We start from the raw sequence: 19853 nt of genomic DNA, 5'->3' as shown, positions 1-19853 counted from the left end.
GTTCATGCGCATCGGGCCTGCGCGGCGAGCTGGGCGCAGGCCCGATGCGCATGAACCGCTCGGTCGTCATCCGCGCGGCGGCGGGCCTCGCCGCGTACCTGAGGAAGAACGACCAGACCGGCGGCCTCGTCGTCGTCGGCTACGACGCCCGCCACAAGTCCGCCGACTTCGCCCGCGACACCGCCGCCGTGATGACGGGCGCGGGCCTGCGCGCGGCCGTCCTGCCCCGCCCCCTCCCCACCCCCGTCCTCGCCTACGCCATACGGCACCTGGGCGCGGTCGCCGGTGTGGAGGTCACCGCCAGCCACAACCCGCCCCGCGACAACGGCTACAAGGTGTACCTCGGCGACGGCTCGCAGATCGTCCCGCCGGCGGACGCGGAGATCGCGGCCGAGATCGACGCGATCGCCGCCCTCGCCGATGTCCCCCGCCCCGACTCCGGCTGGCAGACGCTCGACGACGCCGTCCTCGACGCCTATCTCGCCCGCACGGACGCCGTCCTGACCGCCGGTTCCCCGCGCACCGCCCGCACCGTCTACACGGCGATGCACGGCGTCGGCAAGGACGTCCTGCTGGCCGCGTTCGCCCGCGCCGGCTTCCCCCAGCCGGTGCTCGTCGCCGAGCAGGCCGAGCCCGACCCGGACTTCCCGACCGTCGCCTTCCCCAACCCGGAAGAGCCCGGCGCGATGGACCTGGCCTTCGCCAAGGCCCGCGAGACCGAGCCGGACCTGATCATCGCCAACGACCCCGACGCCGACCGCTGCGCGGTGGCCGTCAAGGACGGCGCCGACTGGCGCATGCTCCGCGGCGACGAGGTCGGCTCCCTCCTCGCCGCCCACCTCGTCCGACGCGGCGCACACGGCACGTTCGCCGAGTCGATCGTGTCGTCGTCCCTGCTCGGGCGGATCGCCGAGAAGGCGGGACTGCCGTACGAGGAGACGCTCACCGGCTTCAAGTGGATCGCCCGCGTGGACGGTCTGCGCTACGGCTACGAAGAGGCCCTCGGCTACTGCGTCGACCCCGACGGCGTACGCGACAAGGACGGCATCACCGCGGCCCTCCTGATCACCGAGCTGGCGTCCGAGCTGAAGGAGCAGGGCCGCACGCTCCTGGACCTGCTCGACGACCTCGCCGTGGAGCACGGCCTGCATGCCACCGACCAGCTCTCCGTCCGCGTGGAGGACCTGTCGGTCATCGCGGACGCCATGCGGCGCCTGCGTGAGCAGCCGCCGACCGAGCTGGCGGGACTGGCCATCACCGACGCCGAGGACCTGACGCGGGGCACGGACAGGCTGCCGCCCACGGACGGCCTGCGCTACACGCTCGACGGCGCCCGGGTCGTCGTACGCCCCAGCGGCACGGAGCCGAAGCTGAAGTGCTACCTGGAGGTCGTGGTGCCGGTCGCCGCGCACGACGGGCTGCCTGCGGCACGCGCGACGGCCGCCGAGCTGCTGGCCGCGATCAAGCGGGACCTTTCCGCGGCGGCCGGCATCTGAGCCGTAGACACCCCTGGTTCACCGGGAGTTGGGCTGTCGCTTGCTCCTCGGATGCCCGCTGAGGCAGCAGTCGCCGCAGGCTGTAACCGCGGTATGGATGCTCTCCTACCCCCTTGGAGGCATCCGCCCCCAGGCGTTCCGCCGCCCCCAACACACAGGCGGGACTCCGACATACCGCGTATCAGGGCCCGGCACGGGGTTCAGACCCACATGAGTCAGCTGAACCCCGTGCCGGGTCCCAAGGTCACGTCTCCACCCGCGTGAGATAGCTGAAGCCCGTGTTCGGGCCGACGCAGGACTGGAGCGTCAGGTCGCCCCAGTAGAGGCCGTGGGAGGGGGTACCGCGGCCGGGGGAGACGTAGGTGGCGTAGACGCGGTACTTGAAGGTGCCGCGCGGGGTCGTGGCGGTGACCGTCGTGCCCACCGGCAGCTTGGCGAACTGCGCGAAGCCGCAGTAGTCGTGGCCGACGATCACGGCGGTGCGCAGCGCAGGCCCGTCCTCCGTCCCCAGGTCGGGTCCGGTCCACTGCACGGCGTCGTGGCAGGCGTCCACCGCGTCCTGCCCGCCGCGGACGACCTCGGTGGACCAGGAGCCCACCCGCAGGGTGGTCGAGCCGTCCTCGCTGCGCCCGCCGAACGCCTCCGCGCGGGGCATGGCGGAGGGCTTCGGCGAGGGCTTCGCGGGCGTGCTGCGGGGGTGGGAGGGGGCGGACGGGGGTGCTGTGGCGGACAGGTCCGGGAGCTTCGCCTTCGGGGAGGCGGAGGGCTTGCCGGGGGACGGTGAGAGGTGGGGGGTGGATGCCGTGGGAGCGGGTTCAGGCGTGGCCGTCGGGGTCGGGGTGCCGTGGCGGGTCGGCTCGGTCGGGGCCGCTGGCACCTGATCGGGAGACGGGACGGTGGCCGGGGCGCTCGCGGGCGGACCCGCCAACGGCTTGTCGTCGACACCGGGAGCGGCACATCCCGCCAGGGCGGCGGACGCGACCACGGCCAGGGTCATGAGGGCGGTGGTACGGGCGCACGTACGGCCGGATCGTCCCGTGGTCGTCACGCTCAGAACCTCCTGTTTCAGGGCCGCTCCCTCAGCCGAAGCGGCCGTTCACGTAGTCCGTGGTGCGCGGGTCCTGCGGGCTGTTGAACATCGCGTCCGTGGTGCCGTGTTCGACGATCACGCCGGGGGTGCCCTGTTCGGCGAGGAAGAAGGCGCACTGGTGGGAGACGCGGGCCGCCTGCTGCATGTTGTGAGTGACGATGACGATGGTGACCTCGCCGGAGAGCTCGTGGATCGTCTCCTCGATGCGTCGCGTGGAGGTCGGGTCCAGGGCGGAGCACGGTTCGTCCATCAGCAGGACCCTCGGCCGTACCGCCAGCGAGCGCGCGATGCACAGGCGTTGCTGCTGGCCGCCGGAGAGTGCGCCGCCGGGCTGGCGGAGGCGGTCGCGGACCTCCTTCCAGAGGCCCGCCTTGGTGAGGCACTCCTCGACCAGCCAGTCCTTGTCCTCGCGGCCCGCCTTGATGCCGGCGAGCTTCAGGCCGGCGGTGACGTTGTCGTAGATCGACATCGCGGGGAAGGGGTTGGGCTTCTGGAAGACCATGCCGATCTGGCGGCGGGCGTGGGTGATGCGGCGGCCACGGTCGTAGATGTCGTCGCCGTCGAGGAGCACCCGGCCGGCGAGGGAGGCGGAACCGACCAGTTCGTGCATGCGGTTGAGGATCCGCAGGAACGTCGACTTGCCGCAGCCGGACGGGCCGATGAGCGCGGTGACCTTGCGGGCCGGCATGGTGAGGGAGACCTGTTCGAGGACCTTGTGGTTGCCGAACCAGGCCGAGATGGCGTCGGCCTCAAGGGTGGCCGGGTTGCTGTCCGCGGTGGCCGCGCCGAGCTCGGGCGGCCTGACGGCCGTCATCTTCCTCGTCGGGTCGAGGATCTCGTCGACGAGGGTGTTGTTCGTGTCGGTGGTGTCGGACATGGTGCTGAACTCCTCGTCGGTCAGAGCAGGTTGGGCAGCAGGCGGGTGGCGGCGCTGGAGACGGCGAGGCCGAAGGCGGCCAGTACGGGTACGCCGACGATCCACGTCTGCCAGCGGCCCCACGCGCGGTACGCGGCCATGGTGAGCAGGGCCGCCAGGAGCAGCCCCTGCGACCAGAGGAAGACCGGGAGCCAGGCGCCGTCCTCACCGCCCAGGGACTGCTCGGAGTCGTCGATCCAGCCGGGTGCGAGCGGGCGCGGCGGGGCGGGCTGTGCGTCGCTGGTCAGCGTCGCGTCGACGCGGATCGTGCCGGAGGGGGTGTACGGCCTGCCCTCGGCGGTGATGAGCGTGAGCCTGCCCTCGTTCTCCTTCAGGACGGGCGGCAGCGGGTCGCCCTCGCGACGGATGGCCGTGACCTCGTAGGTGGCCGTGCCCTGACCGGTCGTCACCCGGATCTCGGTACCTACGGGCAGCTCGTGCAGGCTGTTGAACGGACTGCCGTATCCCCACTGACGGCCCATGATCACGCTGGTGCCGGCCTGTCCCGGCAGCGGGGTGTCCCGGCGGTGGCCGGGGCCCGACATCAGCACACCGGAGGTCGTGCCCTCCGCCACGACCTCCTTGAAGCCCAGCGCCGGAATGCGCAGCAGCGCGACGGGCGCGCCCGGATCCAGCAGCTTGCCGTCGTACGTCTGCTGGCCCACCGGCGCGATACCGAGGGCGAGTTGACGGCGGAACTCGTCGTACGCGGTCTGCTGGTCGCGGGAGTGCTGGAGGTGGCCGACGATCGTGAGATTGGCGGCGAAGCCGAGCAGCAGGGCGGCGAGCACGCACAGCGCGGCCCCGGCGAACGCGAAGCCGGCGCGTTCCGCCCGCGGCGCCCCGGAGCTGGGCTCGGGCTCGGGTGAAGGCTCCGGCGCCGGCGGCGCCACGGCCGGCGGGGGCGGGGACAGCACGGTCACGGGGTGCGCTCCTGTGGAGAAGGGTGGGGTGGAGAAACGGGGGCGCGGGCGGCGGGGTGGGGCCCGCCGCCCGTGCTCCGTCGGCGTGTTACGCGTTCGGGTCGCCGAAGTTCAGCAGCCCGTTGCGGCGGCCGTAGCGCACGAAGGCGATGCCGGCGGCGGTGAGGACGATGGCGCCGATGCCGGAGAAGAGGGCGATCTGGCTGCCGGTGGAGGCGAGGCCGCCCTGCGGGGACGTGCCACCGGAGTCGCCGCCGGTGCCGCTGCTGTCGCCTGCGGTGGTGCCGGAGGTGGTGCCTGAGGTGTCGCCCGACGGGTCGTCGGTCGGGTCACCGGACGGGTCGTCCGAGGGGGCACCCGAGGGGTCGTCGGTCGGGTCACCGGAGGGGTCGTCCGTGGGGTCTCCACTGGGAGAACCGGAGGGCTCGGGGATCGTGAAGTTGATCTGGCCTTGTGCTCCGGGTGCCAGGCAGTCCGGATCCCAGTCCCACGCGGTGGCCCCTGCCACGGCGTCCTCGGGCACGGTCAGCTTGGGCCAGGTCACCGTGCCGTCCCCGTCAGCCTTGGCATCAGGGAATTCGGAGTCGTTGTTCTTCATGGTCATCGAGTGGGTGGAACCAGGCTCACATCCGCGGACGATGACCGAGACCGTCTGGCCGCGCTGCAACTCGGGGGTGCCGGTGAGCAGCTGCCCCGACTCGTCCCGTATCTCCTGACGGGCCGACTGCACGGTCACCGTGAAGGGCTCGGATTCCGAGGCCGTGAACTTCGTGTCGTTCTCCGGAGTGAAACGGGCGGTGAAACTGTGCTGCCCCACGGCCAGGGTCGGCGTCGTGAGCTCGGCCTTCCCCTCGGCGGCCGGGGCCTTGCCCAGCTCCGTCGCACCCTCGAAGAACGTGACCGTACCGGTCGCGTTCCCCGGCGACACCGTCGCGGTCAGCTTGGCCGTCTTGTCGGGCTCGATCACCGGGGGTTCGGCGATGAGGCTGGTGCTGGTGACCTCGGCGCCGTTTCCGATCACCCACTTGGTGCCGGTGACGGTGACGGTCTGGGTCCAGTAGTTACCGGCCGGGTGCTCGCCCCCGAAGTCGTCGTAGCACTTCAGCCTGAGTTCGTAGGTGCCGTCGGCCGTGAAGACCTTGGTCAGGTCCTGAGTGACCAGATCGGGATTGTCCGCCTTGGTCAGGGAAACCGTCTTGGCCGCATTGAACGGCGACCCGTTCGTGATCGAACCAAGCACTGGCTGGACCCCGCTTCCGGGCGTGAACACCGAAAGGTCCAGCATGTAGTTGATGGGGATCGAGTTGAAGTCGGGGCAGGCCGCCGGGGTGGTGAGGGAGGCCCCGAAGGGTTCCGGGTCGGTCAGGCTGCCGCTGGTGGCCGAGAAGGTGAACTCGCCGATGGATTCCGCCGCCCGGGCAGGCTGGGACTGGGACGCGACGAGGGCCACGAGACCCGCGGCGATTGCGGCAAGAGCGGCCACGAGCGCGAACACTCTTCGTATCGGTTGATGCAACGTCATTTCTGCTGCCCCCCGGGGGACGGTCGATGGACTGGTACTGGCTCAGCACGTGGGGCCGGGCACCTGGGGTGCCCGGCCTTTACGCGGGTTTCAGTGACGGACCAGCGATTTAGCGCTCGCCCTTGAGCGTGGTGTCACCGCAGTTGTTGATCACACCGAAGCCGTAGGTCGAGACGACGGTGTCACCCGCGGCGCCGCACACCTTCGAAGTGGCACCGACGAAGGTGTCGGCGATCACCGCGTTGGTGAGCTGGGTGCTGCGGACGACGTTGTAGACGTCACGGGTGAACTCGGTGACGAAGTTCGGGTTGAGCGCGAGCGCGGAGCCCGAGCCCGTGGTGGGGGCCACGCTGTTGATGCTGCGCAGACGGGTCTCGCCACGGCGGTTCGGGACGCCCGGGAGGCTCTTGCCCTGGGAGATCCACTGAGCGACCGAGTACGGCATGAGCTGGTTGGGCTCGGTGATCCCGGCGCCGTTGTGCTCCTGGACGCCCTGGACGACACAGCTGCCGACCTGCGCCTCGGTGATGCCGAGAGCCGTCAGCCAGAACGACCGGGTGCCGGAGTTGGCCTGCGGCAGCAGCGGCTCGATGCCCGGGAGGCGGTCGGTGTCACAGGTGTAGAGGTCGATCAGCTGCTGCTTCGTCAGGTTCGTCGGCACGGTGGACTCGGTGCCCAGGTCGGTGGCGTACGTGACGGCGTCCTTGGCGAACGGGATCCAGGTCAGGTCCGCCGTGGTGGTGTTCGCCGGCTTGCGCGAGGAGCGGGCGAAGTCGAGGCAGCCCGCGGTGTCGGCGTTCAGGGCGTCGATACCGGCCGAGGAGCCGTTCGGCCGGGTGATGCTGCAGCCGTTGGCCTTGGTCTTGATCGTGGTGGTGGAGCCCTCCGGCGGGAGGGCGTCCCACGACGCGATGATCTTGCCATTGGCGTTCGTGAGGTCACCCAGGCCGTTCACGACGTACTGGGTGGTGTCCGAGCCGACACCCGCCAGCTGACGGTAGTCGGTGGCGGGGACCGGGTCGGCCGACGCGGGGGCGGCCAGGATGCCGAGACCGAGAGCCGCGGCACCGAAAGCAGCACCGACCTTGGCGTAAGACTTGACGTTCACTTCTGAACCCCTTGTTTTCTGGATTTTCGAAGGCTGGACGTTCAAGCTGAATCCGGATTTTCGCGCTGCCGACCCGTCGGCCGGCCACCGCATACACTTCCAGCATTTCCGCGCGGTGACCAACGAATTCCCAACGAGGGAAAGGTTACGGGCAGGCTTCCTAGGCGTCTCCTAGGGAGTCCGCCGATGCGCGAACCGAAGCATCGCGGGACCCGCCAATCCTGCCGCCCCGCCCATGAATAGGACGGCGAGAAGAACCCATCGGATGATTCCGAGAATATCTCCGGGAGTAATACCTCCCTTGGCTTCCGCAACATTCTGCACGGGCCCTGAGGAAGGAGGCGGCGACCCATTCGGACCGGGAGATTCCGATGCCGACGTATCGGTGCCGCCGGTGTCGCCGCCCGCTGCACCACCGGATGCTCCGCCGCCGTCCGAACCGGAGGAGGTTCCCCCGGAGTCGGCTCCGCCCGCGAGTCCTCCCCCGGAACCGTTCCGCTCCGGATCGGGCGAGGGATTCTGCCCGGGGACGCCCCGCTCCAGGGCTGCGGCGGCGTTCCGGGCCTGGGTACGCAGCTTCGCCGGCAACGGCGCGTAGCCGGGCGGGAGTTCGCCCGCCGACAGGCCAGGGGTCTGGCCCGGTCCCGACGCGTACCGGATGAACTGCGCGTAAGCCTTCCGGGCCGCCGCGTCCTGGTTCACGGAGGCCATGGCGTAGGTGACGGCGGTCAGCGGGTACGCCTGTCCCTTCGCCCGCGCCGGGTCGGCCTTGAGCACCGATGCCTCGCCGGACCACGGCCGCATCGCCTCGACGCCCTTCAGCATCGTGCTCGTCGACGGCTTCACGAACTTGCCGTCCGCGTTGCGCAGAGCCGCTGTCTGCAGTCCGTAACGCACGGCCGACGCGGCGTCGACGACTGCCATCACGGTACGTTGGCCCGCCGTGGGCGCGATGTTGACGAGCTTGCGCTGATTGGTATTGGCGTCAACACCCTCGAAAGTGGTGCTGCCGTTGTTGCCTCGGCGGGCTTTCACAGCCCCGTCGTGCAGGTCGGTGCTGTAGGGGTCCAGGTCGGTCAGCGTGTAGGTGAGAGGGTTGTCACCCGCGGCGCCAATGGCCCTGGTCGTCGTCGGATCCACCTTGGGGAAGTCGGTCAGGGTGGAATTCTCCGCGAGATCCAGGTCCTGGAAGTAGGGATTGACCCGCATACCAAAGGGATCCGGCTTACCCGAGAGGAAATCCCGTGCCTCCCGGTCCGACTGCAGCCAATTCCAGATCACCCGCGTCGTGTCCGAAGTTGTGATCGGGACCATGAGGCTCATCGGCTGCTGTCCCCCGGGCAACTGCTCAAAATCCGGGTTGAGTGCCAGAAATTCCGGATCCTTGGTGTAGTAGAGCGGATTCCCCTTGAGGTGCTCAGCCGTGCATGACTCCCCCTGAACATTGCAGATATTCGACCACGGAACGTCTCTCACATACGAATGGGTGAGCATCTTCGCGACCAGCCGTGGGGTCAGTTTCATATCCTGGATCACGCCGGACGGGCTTTCCACGAAGAAGGCGATCGCGAGCCCGGACACCGCCACGGGCGCGTGCACGACCTTTGCTCCGCCTTCCTGCTCGACGACCGGGTCGACGGTGAAGCCCATCAGGGGGCGAGTCTGCCGTCGTGCTCTCCACCTGAGTCCGGGCCTCTCCCTCTCCGCCCTGGGTGAAACTGAACTGGCTGCCGGTCTCGGTACACAGCTTCGGCTGCCACGAGGTCACCGCATCCGTCGTGAGTTCGGAGCCGACCGTGGGCCGCTCGGTTCGGCCCTCCGGGCAGAACTCGTCGACCGTGAGGAAGTCCAGCCGGACGACCAGCCGCTGGGCCCAGTTCGTGGCGGAAAGGGGCGACGAAAGCATCTGCTCCACCCCGCCCGCAGCGGGAATGTCCGTACCGTCGGCCTCGTGACTGCCGCGCGGCACGATGACCAGCCAGCACGACCGCGGTTTGGGCGTGCTCCCGGCAGGCGCCGTGTTCATTCCGCAGCCGAGATGCGGCGCCGCCAGTCCGTCCTGCACCTCGAAGGTCGTCTCGCCCGTACCGTTGTCGAAGGTCCGGCTGGCCGGTTGCTCGTTCGTGTCCAGTGGGCCGAAGTAGGTGGGGTCCTTCACGGAACTGGTGGGCGGAAGGCCACCGACGGGCTGGAAGGGAACAAAGGCGTTCTCTCCCGTGTACTTCGTTTCTCCCGGGTCGTGTCCGTTGGCGCCGTCACGAATGACGGCCCTCGAAGACGCTTGGGGCAGGTATGACGCGTCCGCCCCGCCGAACACACACTGCTCACGATCCGGGCCCGACGAATCGTCCCCCCAACACTGCATGATCTGCAGGAAGTCGTAGTCCCAACGGCCGTCCGGCGTCGGCGCACCCCCCTTCCAGCTCACCCGCACACCCTGGGACCGCAGATTCCTCGTCTGCGCGACGGTCACCTTCAGGCCGGAGAAGTCGTCGTACTTCCCCTGCTTCCCCGTCACGGTCACCGCGGAGTCGTCACCGTCCGCCGCCGCCGCGGGAGTTGTCGGCGGCAGCGGCAGCAGCGCCACCACGAGCGCCGCCAGCAGCGACCCCACGGCGATGAGGATCCGCGGCCGGGTCCGTCTCAGCGCCGTCGTCATGCCGCACTCCCCTTGCGCCGCGTCCGGTTGTTCATGAGGCGGGCCACGGCCGGCGGCCCGATGACCACGCCGACCAGCAGCACCGCCGACAGCGCCATCAGCGCCGTACGCAGACCGAGGGCGTCGTCGGCGCCCAGGGAGACCGGGCTGGCCGCGACGTTGGCGTCGCCCGTGGCCTGGTCGCCGCTGAGGATCTCGCCGGTGTCGGGGTCGACGACCGTTCCCGCGGTCGCTGAGCCCGTGCCGCCGGTGCTGCCCGCCGTATCACCGCCGGAGCCGCCCGTCGCACCCCCCGAGCCGGTGGAACCCGAGCCGCCCGTCGCGCCCGAGCCACCGGTCGAGCCGGCGCCACCCGAGCCGGAACCGCCCGAACCCGAGCCGCCCGAGCCGCCGTTGACCGTCGTGGGCGTCTTGTTGCCGCCCGTACCGGTCGCGCACTGGTCCGGGCCCTTCTTGTCACAGGCCTGCGGATACGGGGCGTTCTCGATCAGCGTGTTCCTGCCGCCGGAGAACGTCGGGTTGTTGCACTTGTTGATGTCGATGTCGGCCCCGAAGGCACCGGGGATCTTCCGCGTCTGGTCCATGGCGGCTTCCACCAGGTTCTTCGGCAGCGGCGAATATCCGAGCCGGTCGGCCTGCTGCTGGCCCTCACAGAGGAAGTAGTTGTTGAACGCGCTCAGCGTCTTCCCCTTGGCCTTGGTGAAGCCCGCCTCCTCCTTGGTGGGGATGATCATGTAGCTGTAGCTGGAGAGCGGATAGGTGCGCCGGTCGCCGAACGTGTAGACGTTGTCCAGCCTCTGGGTCAGGTAGTTCGCGGAGCGCGGGTCGTTGTTGATCTGGGCCCTGGTCAGGGCGACCGCCACGCTGGAGGCGGTCGGCTCGACGTAGTAGCCGGACTTGTTGAGGACCTTGACCACGGGGAAGCCCGCGTTCCTGGCGTACGAGTACTCGACGTAGGTGATGGCACCCTCGGCCTGGGGCTGCTTGGTGTAGCCCGCGACGCCCAGCGAACTGGACTGGGCGACGAAGCCGGAGCCAGGGATCACCGGGAAGTACGACGTCAGGCCGCACGGCGTCTGCTTGCCCGCCCGGCGGCAGTAGTCGTTCCACAGGGAGCCGTACTGCTTGGACATCCACAGGGTGAACTGCGCGGTCGTACCGGAGCCGTCGGAGCGGACCACCGGGACGATACGGCGGGCCGGCAGGACCAGCTTGGGGTTGTCCCGCTTGATGTCCGGCGCGTTCCACATCGTCAGCTTGCCGGTGAAGATCTTGGTGAGGACGTCGCCGGACAGCCGCAGGTTGGTGACCTGCTTGCCGCCGATCTTCAGGTTGTACATGAACGACGTGCCGCCGGCCACGATCGGCATGTAGGCGTACTTGCGGGTGGGCGGCGGGTCGGCCTGGCCGAGGTCGTTGAGTCCGTAGGGAATCTCGGACACACCGAAGTCGGAGGTGCCGTTCTTGAACTGCTGACGGCCCACCGACGAGCCGACCGACGAGTAGTTCACGGTCATGCCCTGCTGGCGGACGTTGCGGCGCCACTGCTCGATGGCGTTGGCGCTCCAGGTCGAGCCGGAGCCGCTGATCTTCGTGTAGGTGGCCGCGAAGGCGTCCGGCGGGTGGATGGCCAGCAGCGCGCAGACCGCGGCGACGATCAGCGCCAGCGCCTGGTACACGCGCGTAGCGCGTGGACGTCGGACAGGTGCGGGTATCACGGGGTGCTCCTCGTCGGTGCGGGACTGTCTGACGGCTGGTCGGCGGGGGCGTACGTCGCGAAGCGCTTCGCGTCTCGGCGGGAGGCCTTCATCCGGCGGTGTTCCTGGCGGCGCGTCAGCTGGCCCGGTCCGCGGCCGCCGAGGATGCGGGCCAGGACGAACAGGGCGAGCACCAGCACGAGGAGCACCGCCGCGGTCCCGAAGCCGCGGGCGATGTAGGTGGGCTCGGGGGACTTGACGAGTTCGAAGGTCGCCAGGGGCAGCGACACCATGGGGCCGTGGAGCGGGTCGGCGTTGAGTTCCGCCGTGTAGCCGGCGGTCAGCAGGACCGGCGAGGTCTCGCCCACGCCCCGGGCCGTGCCCAGGATGATCGCCGTGGTCAGACCGGAGCGGGAGGTCGGCAGCACCACGTGCCAGACCGTGCGCCAGCGTGAGGTGCCGAGCGCGTACGACGCCTCCCGCAGCGTGCCCGGGACCAGCCGGATCACCACGTCCGCGGCGCGGATGATGATCGGCAGCATCATCACGGAGATCGCGAGGGCGGCGGCGAAGCCGGAGCGGTCGAAGCCCAGCGCGAGGATGAAGGTCGCGTAGATGAACAGTCCGGCGACGATGGACGGCAACGCTGTCATCGCCTCGACGATGGTGCGCACGAACCGGCTGAAGGCGCCGGGGACTTCGTTGAGGAAGACCGCGCAGACCAGCCCGGCCGGGATGCAGATCAGCAGCGCGATGGAGATCTGCCACAGCGTGCCGACGATCGCGTGCAGGACGCCGCCGACGTCGAGCGGTTCGAGCGGGCCGGCGTCGGCCATCGACTCGGTGTAGAAGTTCAGGTGCGGAAGCGCCTCGCGGCCCTCCCAGAGGGTGTAGACGACCACGAACGCCAGCACGGCCAGCATCACGATGCCGAGGCTCTGGACGACGGCGGCGGCCACTCGGTCGCGTACCGCGGGGCCGTCCTCGTCGAAGGAGACCAGCAGCGCGTACAGGCCGATGAAGAGCGCGTAGGCGATGGCGACGAAGCCCAGGGCGCCGTTGAAGGGCAGCATCCGGTCGAACATCAGCCAGGTGACGCAGAGAGCCGCGGCGGCGGCGCCGAGCAGGGCGTACACATCGCTGGCGCGCAGCGTGGCCAGGTTGCGGCGGGACTCGGTGCGCGCCTTTCGGCGTGCGGGCAGGGTGGTGCCCGGCGCCGGCGGTGTGCCGAGGCTCGTCTGCGGCCCCTGGTCGCCGGGCGGGCTCTGTGCGGTGGTGACGGTCATCGGGCTCGGTCTCCTCAGGCGTCGCTCGACGCGCCGGAACGGCTGCGGGCGACGATCGACGACGCGACGAAGTTGACGACGAGGGTCATCAGGAACAGCGCGAGGCCCGCGGCCATCAGCGCCGACATGCCGATCTCGCTCGCCTCGCCGTAGCGCAGGGCGATCAGCGACGACACCGAGCTGGTGCCGTTCTGCAGGATGTGCGGCTGGATCACGAACAACGGCGAGATGATCAGGTACACGGCGATCGTCTCGCCGAGCGCCCGGCCCAGGCCCAGCATGGTGCCGCCGATCATGCCGCCCTTGCCGAAGGGCAGGACGACGCTGCGGATCATGCCCCAGCGGTTCGCGCCGAGCGCGTAGGCACCCTCCCGCTCACCGACCGGAGCCTGCGAGAACACCTCCCGCACCACCGAGCAGATGATCGGCGCGACCATCAGCGACACGACGATGCCGGCGATGAAGGTGGAGGACGTGAAGACGGTGGCGGTGGCGAGCGGGTCCCGCGGATCGGCTCCGTCGACCTTGAAGCCCGGAATCCAGCCGAAGTAGGTGGCGAGCCAGCGCGACAGGGTGACCACATGCCCCTGGAAGAAGAACAGACCCCACAGGCCGTAGACCACCGACGGCACGGCGGCCATCAGGTCCACGACACTGATGAGGGTCTGGCGGATCCTCGGCGGGGCGTACTCGGAGATGTAGAGCGCCGTGCCGAGTGCCAAGGGCACGGCGAACACGATGGCCACGAGCGCGATGAGGACCGTGCCGACGAGTACGGCCGCGATACCGAAGTTGCCGCCGTCGGGCTCCCAGCTCTCGGTGGTGATGAAACCCCACTTCGCGACCGAGAGGGCTTCCCAGGCCCGGTACGTCAGAAATCCGCCGACGAGCAGCATGATGGCGAGGACGAAGGCGCCGCCCCCACGCAGGACGCCTCGGAAAACGCGGTCGGGCACGCCCGTGTCGGCGTGCAGGCGTCTCGGAGGGTCGTCCGCCGGAGCCACAGGTCGCTCATGCATTCGCGTCGTCACATGTGTCGACGCTCCTGAGGCCTGGTGGACTTCTGCGCACACGGACGTGAACGAGACGACCCCGAGAGGCAACATCCGGGATTGACGTGAACGCGGCGACACAGGAACACAAAACGGGAGCACAAAAGGGGCCGGGACCCGCCTTCTCGGCGGGCCCCGGCCCCTCCAGTGAATCGCCGAACCCCTGGCTCGGCCGGCTCAGTCCATGTCGTCCCACGCGATCACGCCCCCCGAACCGAGATCGCCCAGAAGCGCCCGGAACCGCTCATACGCGGCCTGGCACGTCGAGTGCCGCTCATAAGAACGCGACGACACCGCCAGCGCGCCGCCGGCGGGTTCACGAAGTCGCCAGACCCAGCCGTTTCCTTCGGAGGTGTGGTGCACGCCCCCCGGTAAACCCTCGATCGCCGCGCACATTTCCTCGAACGCCGCTCTGCACTCGGCGTAGCTGCGGTACGTCAGGGCCGCTACGGCGACCACCCGCCCGTTCGTGGCGGTGAGTCGCCACAGGTAACTGCCGTCTGCGGATATGTCTATTTGGCAGCGCGTGCCGGGTACGGCCGCGCCCCCCTGTCTTGCCGCCATCCATCCCCACCCCTGCGGATCCCGTCTTCAGGAAGGCCGCATGCGCCGACGACGGTTCGCCGTTCATGCGGCACCCGCAGGGTAGTGAGACGCGAGTGACAACGTTCGCCCTGCCTTAAGCGCACCCGGCATGCTTCATTCGAAAGTTGCCCCTCGTTCACACAGCGGCCCCATGGCGGGCGCGAGAGGGGAACGAGGGCCTCCGGCAGCCGTCGTGGGGCGGCCGCCGGAGGCGCGGTACGCGTAGGTGGTCGCCAGGTCCGCTGAAATTCCGGTTGAGTTTTCCCTTCGGTTTTCCATGGAATCGGCGCACCCGATATTCGGCCGCACTTGCTTTCTCGAAAAATCGGCAACCCTCTTCACTCGACCGCCAAAAACGTTCCGAAATCTCCACAGCGTGAGTACGCTGCACACGTCAATTCGGGCCCGCCGAACGGGGATTGGCGGGTCGTGGCATTCAAACTTGGGGAATTCGGATGCGCATTTACTCTGCTGCCGTCGCCGCGTGCGGCGTCATAGCCCTGTCCGCACTCGCCGTTCCGGCCGCCCAGGCGGACGAGCAGTTCGGCGACACCGAGATCACCGGCGTCGTCGTCAACGAGGGCAACCCGGTCGTCGTCGGTACGAGCGCGAGAACCGTCTCCGTCAACGTGACGGCGACCGACCCGGCCGGTCTCGAGCAGATCAACGCCACGCTGTACCACGGCTCGATCAACGCCCCGGACAGCCGGGTGCGCTCGACGGGGGGCTGCGTGCTGACGGCGGCCGACACCACCGGCACCTGCACCCTGACCTTCACCATCACCCCGGGCACCGCCCCGGCCACCGGCTCGCTCGCCGGCGCCTGGAACGTCCAGGCGTTCGCGATCGGCGCCGACAGCGACGCGGTCTCCCGGGACACCGCGGGCACGTTCACCATGCAGCGTGAGACCCGGCTCACCGTCGACGCCCCCCCCGAGCCGGTCAAGTGGGGCAAGACCCTCACGGTCAAGGGCGGCGTGCAGCAGGCCGACTGGGCGACCGGCACGTTCGCCGCGGCGGCGGCCGACCAGCCCGTGGCGCTGCAGTTCCGCCCGAAGGGCTGCGCCACCTACACCACCGTCAAGACCGTCAAGACCGCCGCCGACGGCGCCCTCTCCACCACCGTCCGCGCGTACGCCGACGGTGACTACCGCTGGTCCTACGCCGGCACGGACGCGACCGCGGCCGCGGTGTCCGAGGGCGACTTCGTGGACGTGCGCTGACCCTGAGAACGACGTGCGCTCAACCCTGAGAAAGCGGTGCCGGGCGGCCCACACGGGCGGCCCGGCATCGATCCGGCAGGCGGGGATCGCCGGTCAGCCCACCGCGAACAGAATCGCCAGCAGCACCGCGCCCGCCGCCGCGGGGCCCACGATCTCGTACGCCCAGCGCACGACCACCCCCTCGCCCTGCGCGGTCTCCACCGCCCCCCGGGCCTCCTGCAGCTCACGCAGATCGTCCATGGCCTGGTCACTCGCCGCCCGGGTCGGACCGTCCGGCACGTTCCGGAGGCCGCCCTGCACGAGGCCGCGCGTGGTGTCCTCGCCGCTCGCCATCGCGCGTGCCTCGCGCCGGGCCGCCCTCTTGCGGGCGCGCAGCGACACCGGGATGGCCCAGAGCTGGAACTTCTTGCCGGACCGGTCGACGACCTCGTTGGAGTAGCCCGACCGCAACGAGGCGACCTGCCCCCACGGCAGCACGATCACGCGGAAGGGGTTGCGGATGCGGAGGCGGTCCTCGTTCGCGTACACGGCGGGGCGCACGGTGAAGGCGACGATCAGCGGGACGACGAGGATCATCGCGGCGAGGGCCAGCCAGGGGGTGCGGCCGTTGCCCTGGAACAGGGCGTCGATGCCGAGCCAGGCGACGAGGCCCAGCAGGAGGACGCCGCCTGCGATGCCGCCTGAGGATCGGAAGACGCGGTCCTTGGAGTCTGCGGTTGGCTGGGGGTCCGGGGTGGTCATGACCCCGATTCTGCCGTATGCCTGCGGCGGCTTGGCGGTGCGCCTGGGCGCCGTGCAGGGACCTGTGCCGTGCGCGGCTGCGGGTCCGTTGTGGCTGGTCGCGCAGTTCCCCGCGCCCCTATAGGTCGGCCATCTCCCCTTCCTGACAAGGAATCCCTTCTCGTTCCTGGCAAGGAACCCCTTCCCGGGGTGTACAGCCGCTACGCGCGTAGATATGCTCGTCTGGTGACCATGCCCACCACTGCACACACCCTCATGGACGTGGCGGCCTCCGAGAGCACGCTGCGCCGCTTCCTCCATGGGCTGCCCGGCGTCGACGCGGTCGGCCTGGAGGCGCGTGCCGCCTCGCTCGGTACCCGTTCCATCAAGACGACCGCGAAGGCGTACGCCATCGACCTCGCCATCTCGATGGTCGACCTGACGACGCTGGAAGGCGCGGACACTCCGGGCAAGGTCCGGGCGCTCGGCGCCAAGGCGGTCCGCCCCGACCCGACCGACCGTACGACTCCCGCCACGGCCGCGGTCTGTGTCTACCCCGACATGGTGCCCGCCGCGAAGGAGGCCGTCGCCGGCTCCACGGTCAAGGTCGCCTCGGTCGCCACCGCCTTCCCGGCAGGCCGCGCGCCGATCGCCGTCAAGCTGGCCGACGTGCGGGAAGCCGTCGCCGCGGGCGCCGACGAGATCGACATGGTCATCGACCGCGGGGCCTTCCTCGCGGGGAACTACATGAAGGTGCACGACGAGATCGTCGCCGTGAAGGAGGCCTGCGGGGCGAGTGCCCGCCTGAAGGTCATCTTCGAGACCGGCGAGCTGTCGACGTACGACAACATCCGGCGTGCGAGCTGGCTCGGCATGCTGGCCGGCGCCGACTTCATCAAGACCTCGACCGGCAAGGTCGCCGTCAACGCCACTCCCGCGAACACGCTCCTCATGCTGGAGGCCGTGCGCGACTTCCGTGCCCAGACCGGCGTGCAGGTGGGCGTGAAGCCCGCCGGAGGCATCCGTACCTCCAAGGACGCGATCAAGTTTCTCGTTCTGGTCAACGAGACCGCCGGGGAGGACTGGCTGGACAACCACTGGTTCCGCTTCGGCGCGTCCTCGCTCCTGAACGACCTGCTGATGCAGCGTCAGAAGCTGACCACCGGCCGCTACTCCGGTCCCGACTACGTGACGGTGGACTGATCCATCATGGCTTTTGAGTACGCACCCGCACCCGAGTCCCGCTCGATCGTCGACATCGCCCCGTCCTACGGCCTGTTCATCGACGGCGAGTTCGTGGAGGCGGCCGACGGCAAGGTCTTCAAGACGGTCTCGCCGTCCACCGAAGAGGTCCTCTCCGAGGTCGCCCAGGCCGGCACCGAGGACATCGACCGCGCGGTGAAGGCCGCCCGCAAGGCGTTCGAGAAGTGGTCGGCGCTGCCCGGCTCCGAGCGCGCCAAGTACCTGTTCCGTATCGCCCGGATCATCCAGGAGCGCGCCCGCGAGCTCGCCGTCCTGGAAACCCTGGACAACGGCAAGCCCATCAAGGAGACGAGGGACGCCGACCTTCCCCTCGTAGCGGCGCACTTCTTCTACTACGCGGGCTGGGCGGACAAGCTGGAGCACGCCGGCTTCGGTGCCGCCCCCCGGCCGCTGGGCGTCGCCGGCCAGGTCATCCCCTGGAACTTCCCGCTCCTGATGCTGGCGTGGAAGATCGCCCCGGCGCTGGCGACGGGCAACACGGTGGTGCTGAAGCCCGCCGAGACGACCCCGCTCTCCGCCCTGTTCTTCGCGGACATCTGCCGCCAGGCCGGTCTGCCCAAGGGCGTCGTCAACATCCTTCCCGGTTACGGCGACACGGGCGCGTCCCTGGTGGCCCACCCGGACGTGAACAAGGTGGCCTTCACCGGCTCCACCGCGGTCGGCAAGGAGATCGCCCGCACGGTCGCCGGCTCGAAGAAGAAGCTCACCCTCGAACTCGGCGGCAAGGGCGCGAACATCGTCTTCGACGACGCCCCGATCGACCAGGCGGTGGAGGGGATCGTCAGCGGGATCTTCTTCAACCAGGGCCAGGTGTGCTGCGCGGGCAGCCGGCTGCTGGTGCAGGAGTCCATCCAGGACGAGCTGCTGGCCTCGCTGAAGCGCCGTCTGTCGACGCTGCGCCTCGGTGACCCGCTGGACAAGAACACGGACATCGGCGCGATCAACTCGGCCGAACAGCTCTCGCGCATCACGTCCCTCGTCGAGCAGGGCGAGGCGGAGGGGGTCGAGCGCTGGTCCGCGCCGTGCGAACTCCCCTCCTCCGGCTACTGGTTCGCCCCGACGCTCTTCACGAACGTCACCCAGGCCCACACCGTCGCCCGCGACGAGATCTTCGGCCCGGTGCTGTCCGTCCTCACCTTCCGCACCCCGGACGAGGCGGTGGCCAAGGCCAACAACACGCCGTACGGGCTGTCGGCGGGCATCTGGACCGAGAAGGGTTCGCGGATCCTGGCGGTGGCGAACAAGCTCCGCGCGGGCGTGATCTGGTCCAACACGTTCAACAAGTTCGACCCGACCTCGCCCTTCGGCGGCTACAAGGAGTCGGGCTTCGGCCGCGAGGGCGGCCGCCACGGCCTGGAGGCGTACCTCGATGTCTGAGAAGTCCGAGCAGCAGCGACTCAGTGTCTTCAAGACCTACAAGCTGTACGTCGGCGGGAAGTTCCCGCGTTCCGAGAGCGGCCGGGTGTACGAGGTGACCGACTCCAAGGGCAAGTGGCTGGCGAACGTACCCCTGTCGTCCCGCAAGGACGCGCGTGACGCGGTCGTCGCCGCCCGCAAGGCCTTCGGCGGCTGGTCCGGCGCGACCGCGTACAACCGCGGCCAGATCCTCTACCGCATCGCGGAGATGCTGGAGGGCCGCCGCGAGCAGTTCACGCGGGAAGTGGCTGACGCCGAAGGACTCTCCAAGTCCAAGGCGGCCGTGGTCGTGGACGCCACGATCGACCGCTGGGTCTGGTACGCGGGCTGGACCGACAAGATCGCCCAGGTGGTCGGCGGCGGCAACCCGGTCGCGGGCCCGTTCTTCAACCTCTCCTCGCCCGAGCCGACGGGCGTCGTCGCCGTCCTCGCCCCCCAGGAGTCGTCCTTCCTGGGCCTGGTCTCGGTCGTCGCCCCGGTGATCGCGACCGGCAACACGGCGATCGTGGTGGCGAGCGAGAAGTCCCCGCTGCCCGCCCTGTCGCTGGGCGAAGTACTGGCCACCTCCGACCTGCCCGGCGGTGTCGTCAACGTCCTCTCCGGCCGTACGGCGGAGATCGCGGCGCCCCTGGCCGCGCACCAGGACGTCAACGCGATCGACCTCGCGGGCGCCGGCACCGACGATGGCCTGGCGAAGGAACTGGAGATCGCGGCGGCCGACAACCTCAAGCGCGTCCTGCGTCCACAGCCTGTGGATTACACCCAGACTCCGGGCACCGAGCGCCTGACGGCATTCCTGGAGACGAAGACGGTCTGGCACCCGACGGGCTCGCTGGGCGCGTCCGGCTCGTCGTATTAGAGGTACTTGAGGTACTGGAGCCAACCGATACCGGAGAG

16 protein-coding genes are annotated in these 19853 nt (G+C 69.6%); 5 read left to right on the top strand and 11 right to left on the bottom strand.

What is annotated here, in order from left to right:
- Nucleotides 1–1496: phospho-sugar mutase (locus ACTWQO_RS43725; RefSeq protein ID WP_443242951.1), on the top strand; the 1496-nt coding region annotated here is incomplete at its 5' end.
- Nucleotides 1497–1740: 244 nt separating this feature from the next.
- On the opposite strand, the gene ACTWQO_RS43720 is transcribed toward ACTWQO_RS43725, so the two are convergent.
- The 10 genes from ACTWQO_RS43720 to ACTWQO_RS43675 form a co-directional block, all read right to left on the bottom strand.
- On the bottom strand, nucleotides 1741–2544 hold the full coding sequence (locus ACTWQO_RS43720; RefSeq protein ID WP_443242950.1) for a hypothetical protein: 804 nt from the start codon (nucleotides 2542–2544) through the stop codon (nucleotides 1741–1743).
- Between the two features lie 31 nt (nucleotides 2545–2575).
- Complete coding sequence (locus ACTWQO_RS43715) at nucleotides 2576–3400, bottom strand: phosphate ABC transporter ATP-binding protein (RefSeq protein WP_443242953.1); 825 nt, start codon at nucleotides 3398–3400, stop codon at nucleotides 2576–2578.
- Between the two features lie 83 nt (nucleotides 3401–3483).
- A complete protein-coding gene (locus tag ACTWQO_RS43710) occupies nucleotides 3484–4425 on the bottom strand; it encodes a sortase (protein WP_443242949.1) in 942 nt (313 codons plus the stop codon).
- 88 nt (nucleotides 4426–4513) lie between these two features.
- Nucleotides 4514–5908, bottom strand: coding sequence for an Ig-like domain repeat protein (locus tag ACTWQO_RS43705; protein WP_443242948.1), 1395 nt, complete (start codon nucleotides 5906–5908; stop codon nucleotides 4514–4516).
- A 148-nt stretch (nucleotides 5909–6056) separates the two neighbouring features.
- Nucleotides 6057–7055 (bottom strand): hypothetical protein, encoded by a 999-nt coding sequence (locus tag ACTWQO_RS43700; protein ID WP_443242947.1) that lies wholly within the window; start codon nucleotides 7053–7055, stop codon nucleotides 6057–6059.
- Between the two features lie 171 nt (nucleotides 7056–7226).
- Nucleotides 7227–8705: a hypothetical protein gene (locus tag ACTWQO_RS43695; protein WP_443242946.1), complete on the bottom strand. Its 1479-nt coding sequence runs from the start codon at nucleotides 8703–8705 to the stop codon at nucleotides 7227–7229.
- A 1005-nt stretch (nucleotides 8706–9710) separates the two neighbouring features.
- Nucleotides 9711–11393 carry a phosphate ABC transporter substrate-binding protein PstS gene (gene pstS / locus ACTWQO_RS43690; protein WP_443242945.1) on the bottom strand — a complete coding sequence of 561 codons (1683 nt, stop codon included), beginning with the start codon at nucleotides 11391–11393 and terminating at the stop codon, nucleotides 9711–9713.
- Between the two features lie 35 nt (nucleotides 11394–11428).
- Nucleotides 11429–12697: a phosphate ABC transporter permease PstA gene (gene pstA, locus ACTWQO_RS43685; RefSeq protein WP_443242944.1), complete on the bottom strand. Its 1269-nt coding sequence runs from the start codon at nucleotides 12695–12697 to the stop codon at nucleotides 11429–11431.
- A 14-nt stretch (nucleotides 12698–12711) separates the two neighbouring features.
- Nucleotides 12712–13653 carry a phosphate ABC transporter permease subunit PstC gene (gene pstC / locus ACTWQO_RS43680; RefSeq protein ID WP_443242943.1) on the bottom strand — a complete coding sequence of 314 codons (942 nt, stop codon included), beginning with the start codon at nucleotides 13651–13653 and terminating at the stop codon, nucleotides 12712–12714.
- A gap of 273 nt (nucleotides 13654–13926) precedes the next feature.
- Complete coding sequence (locus tag ACTWQO_RS43675; RefSeq protein ID WP_443242942.1) at nucleotides 13927–14208, bottom strand: hypothetical protein; 282 nt, start codon at nucleotides 14206–14208, stop codon at nucleotides 13927–13929.
- Between the two features lie 581 nt (nucleotides 14209–14789).
- Here ACTWQO_RS43675 and ACTWQO_RS43670 point away from each other — a divergent pair.
- Entirely contained in the window at nucleotides 14790–15557 is a 768-nt protein-coding gene (locus tag ACTWQO_RS43670; protein WP_443242941.1) for a calcium-binding protein, read from the top strand.
- A gap of 93 nt (nucleotides 15558–15650) precedes the next feature.
- On the opposite strand, the gene ACTWQO_RS43665 is transcribed toward ACTWQO_RS43670, so the two are convergent.
- The gene (locus ACTWQO_RS43665; protein WP_443242940.1) at nucleotides 15651–16298 is read right to left on the bottom strand and encodes a PH domain-containing protein; all 648 of its coding nucleotides are present in this window, start codon (nucleotides 16296–16298) and stop codon (nucleotides 15651–15653) included.
- A 225-nt stretch (nucleotides 16299–16523) separates the two neighbouring features.
- On the opposite strand from ACTWQO_RS43665, the gene deoC reads away from it, so the two are divergent.
- The 3 genes from deoC to ACTWQO_RS43650 are packed head-to-tail and all read left to right on the top strand — an operon-like array spanning nucleotide 16524 to nucleotide 19815.
- A complete protein-coding gene (deoC, locus tag ACTWQO_RS43660) occupies nucleotides 16524–17480 on the top strand; it encodes a deoxyribose-phosphate aldolase (RefSeq protein ID WP_443242939.1) in 957 nt (318 codons plus the stop codon).
- Between the two features lie 6 nt (nucleotides 17481–17486).
- Nucleotides 17487–18917, top strand: coding sequence for an aldehyde dehydrogenase family protein (locus ACTWQO_RS43655; RefSeq protein ID WP_443242938.1), 1431 nt, complete (start codon nucleotides 17487–17489; stop codon nucleotides 18915–18917).
- Complete coding sequence (locus ACTWQO_RS43650; RefSeq protein ID WP_443242937.1) at nucleotides 18910–19815, top strand: aldehyde dehydrogenase family protein; 906 nt, start codon at nucleotides 18910–18912, stop codon at nucleotides 19813–19815. Before ACTWQO_RS43655 ends, ACTWQO_RS43650 begins: the two co-directional genes overlap by 8 nt.
- The last annotated feature ends 38 nt before the right edge of the window (nucleotides 19816–19853 follow it).

The organism is Streptomyces sp. 4N124, assembly GCF_052245395.1.
In the GTDB taxonomy this organism is placed as follows: Bacteria; Actinomycetota; Actinomycetes; order Streptomycetales; family Streptomycetaceae; genus Streptomyces.
The sequence above is the reverse complement of the archived record's forward strand: the minus strand, read 5'-3'. Positions and strand labels throughout refer to the sequence as shown.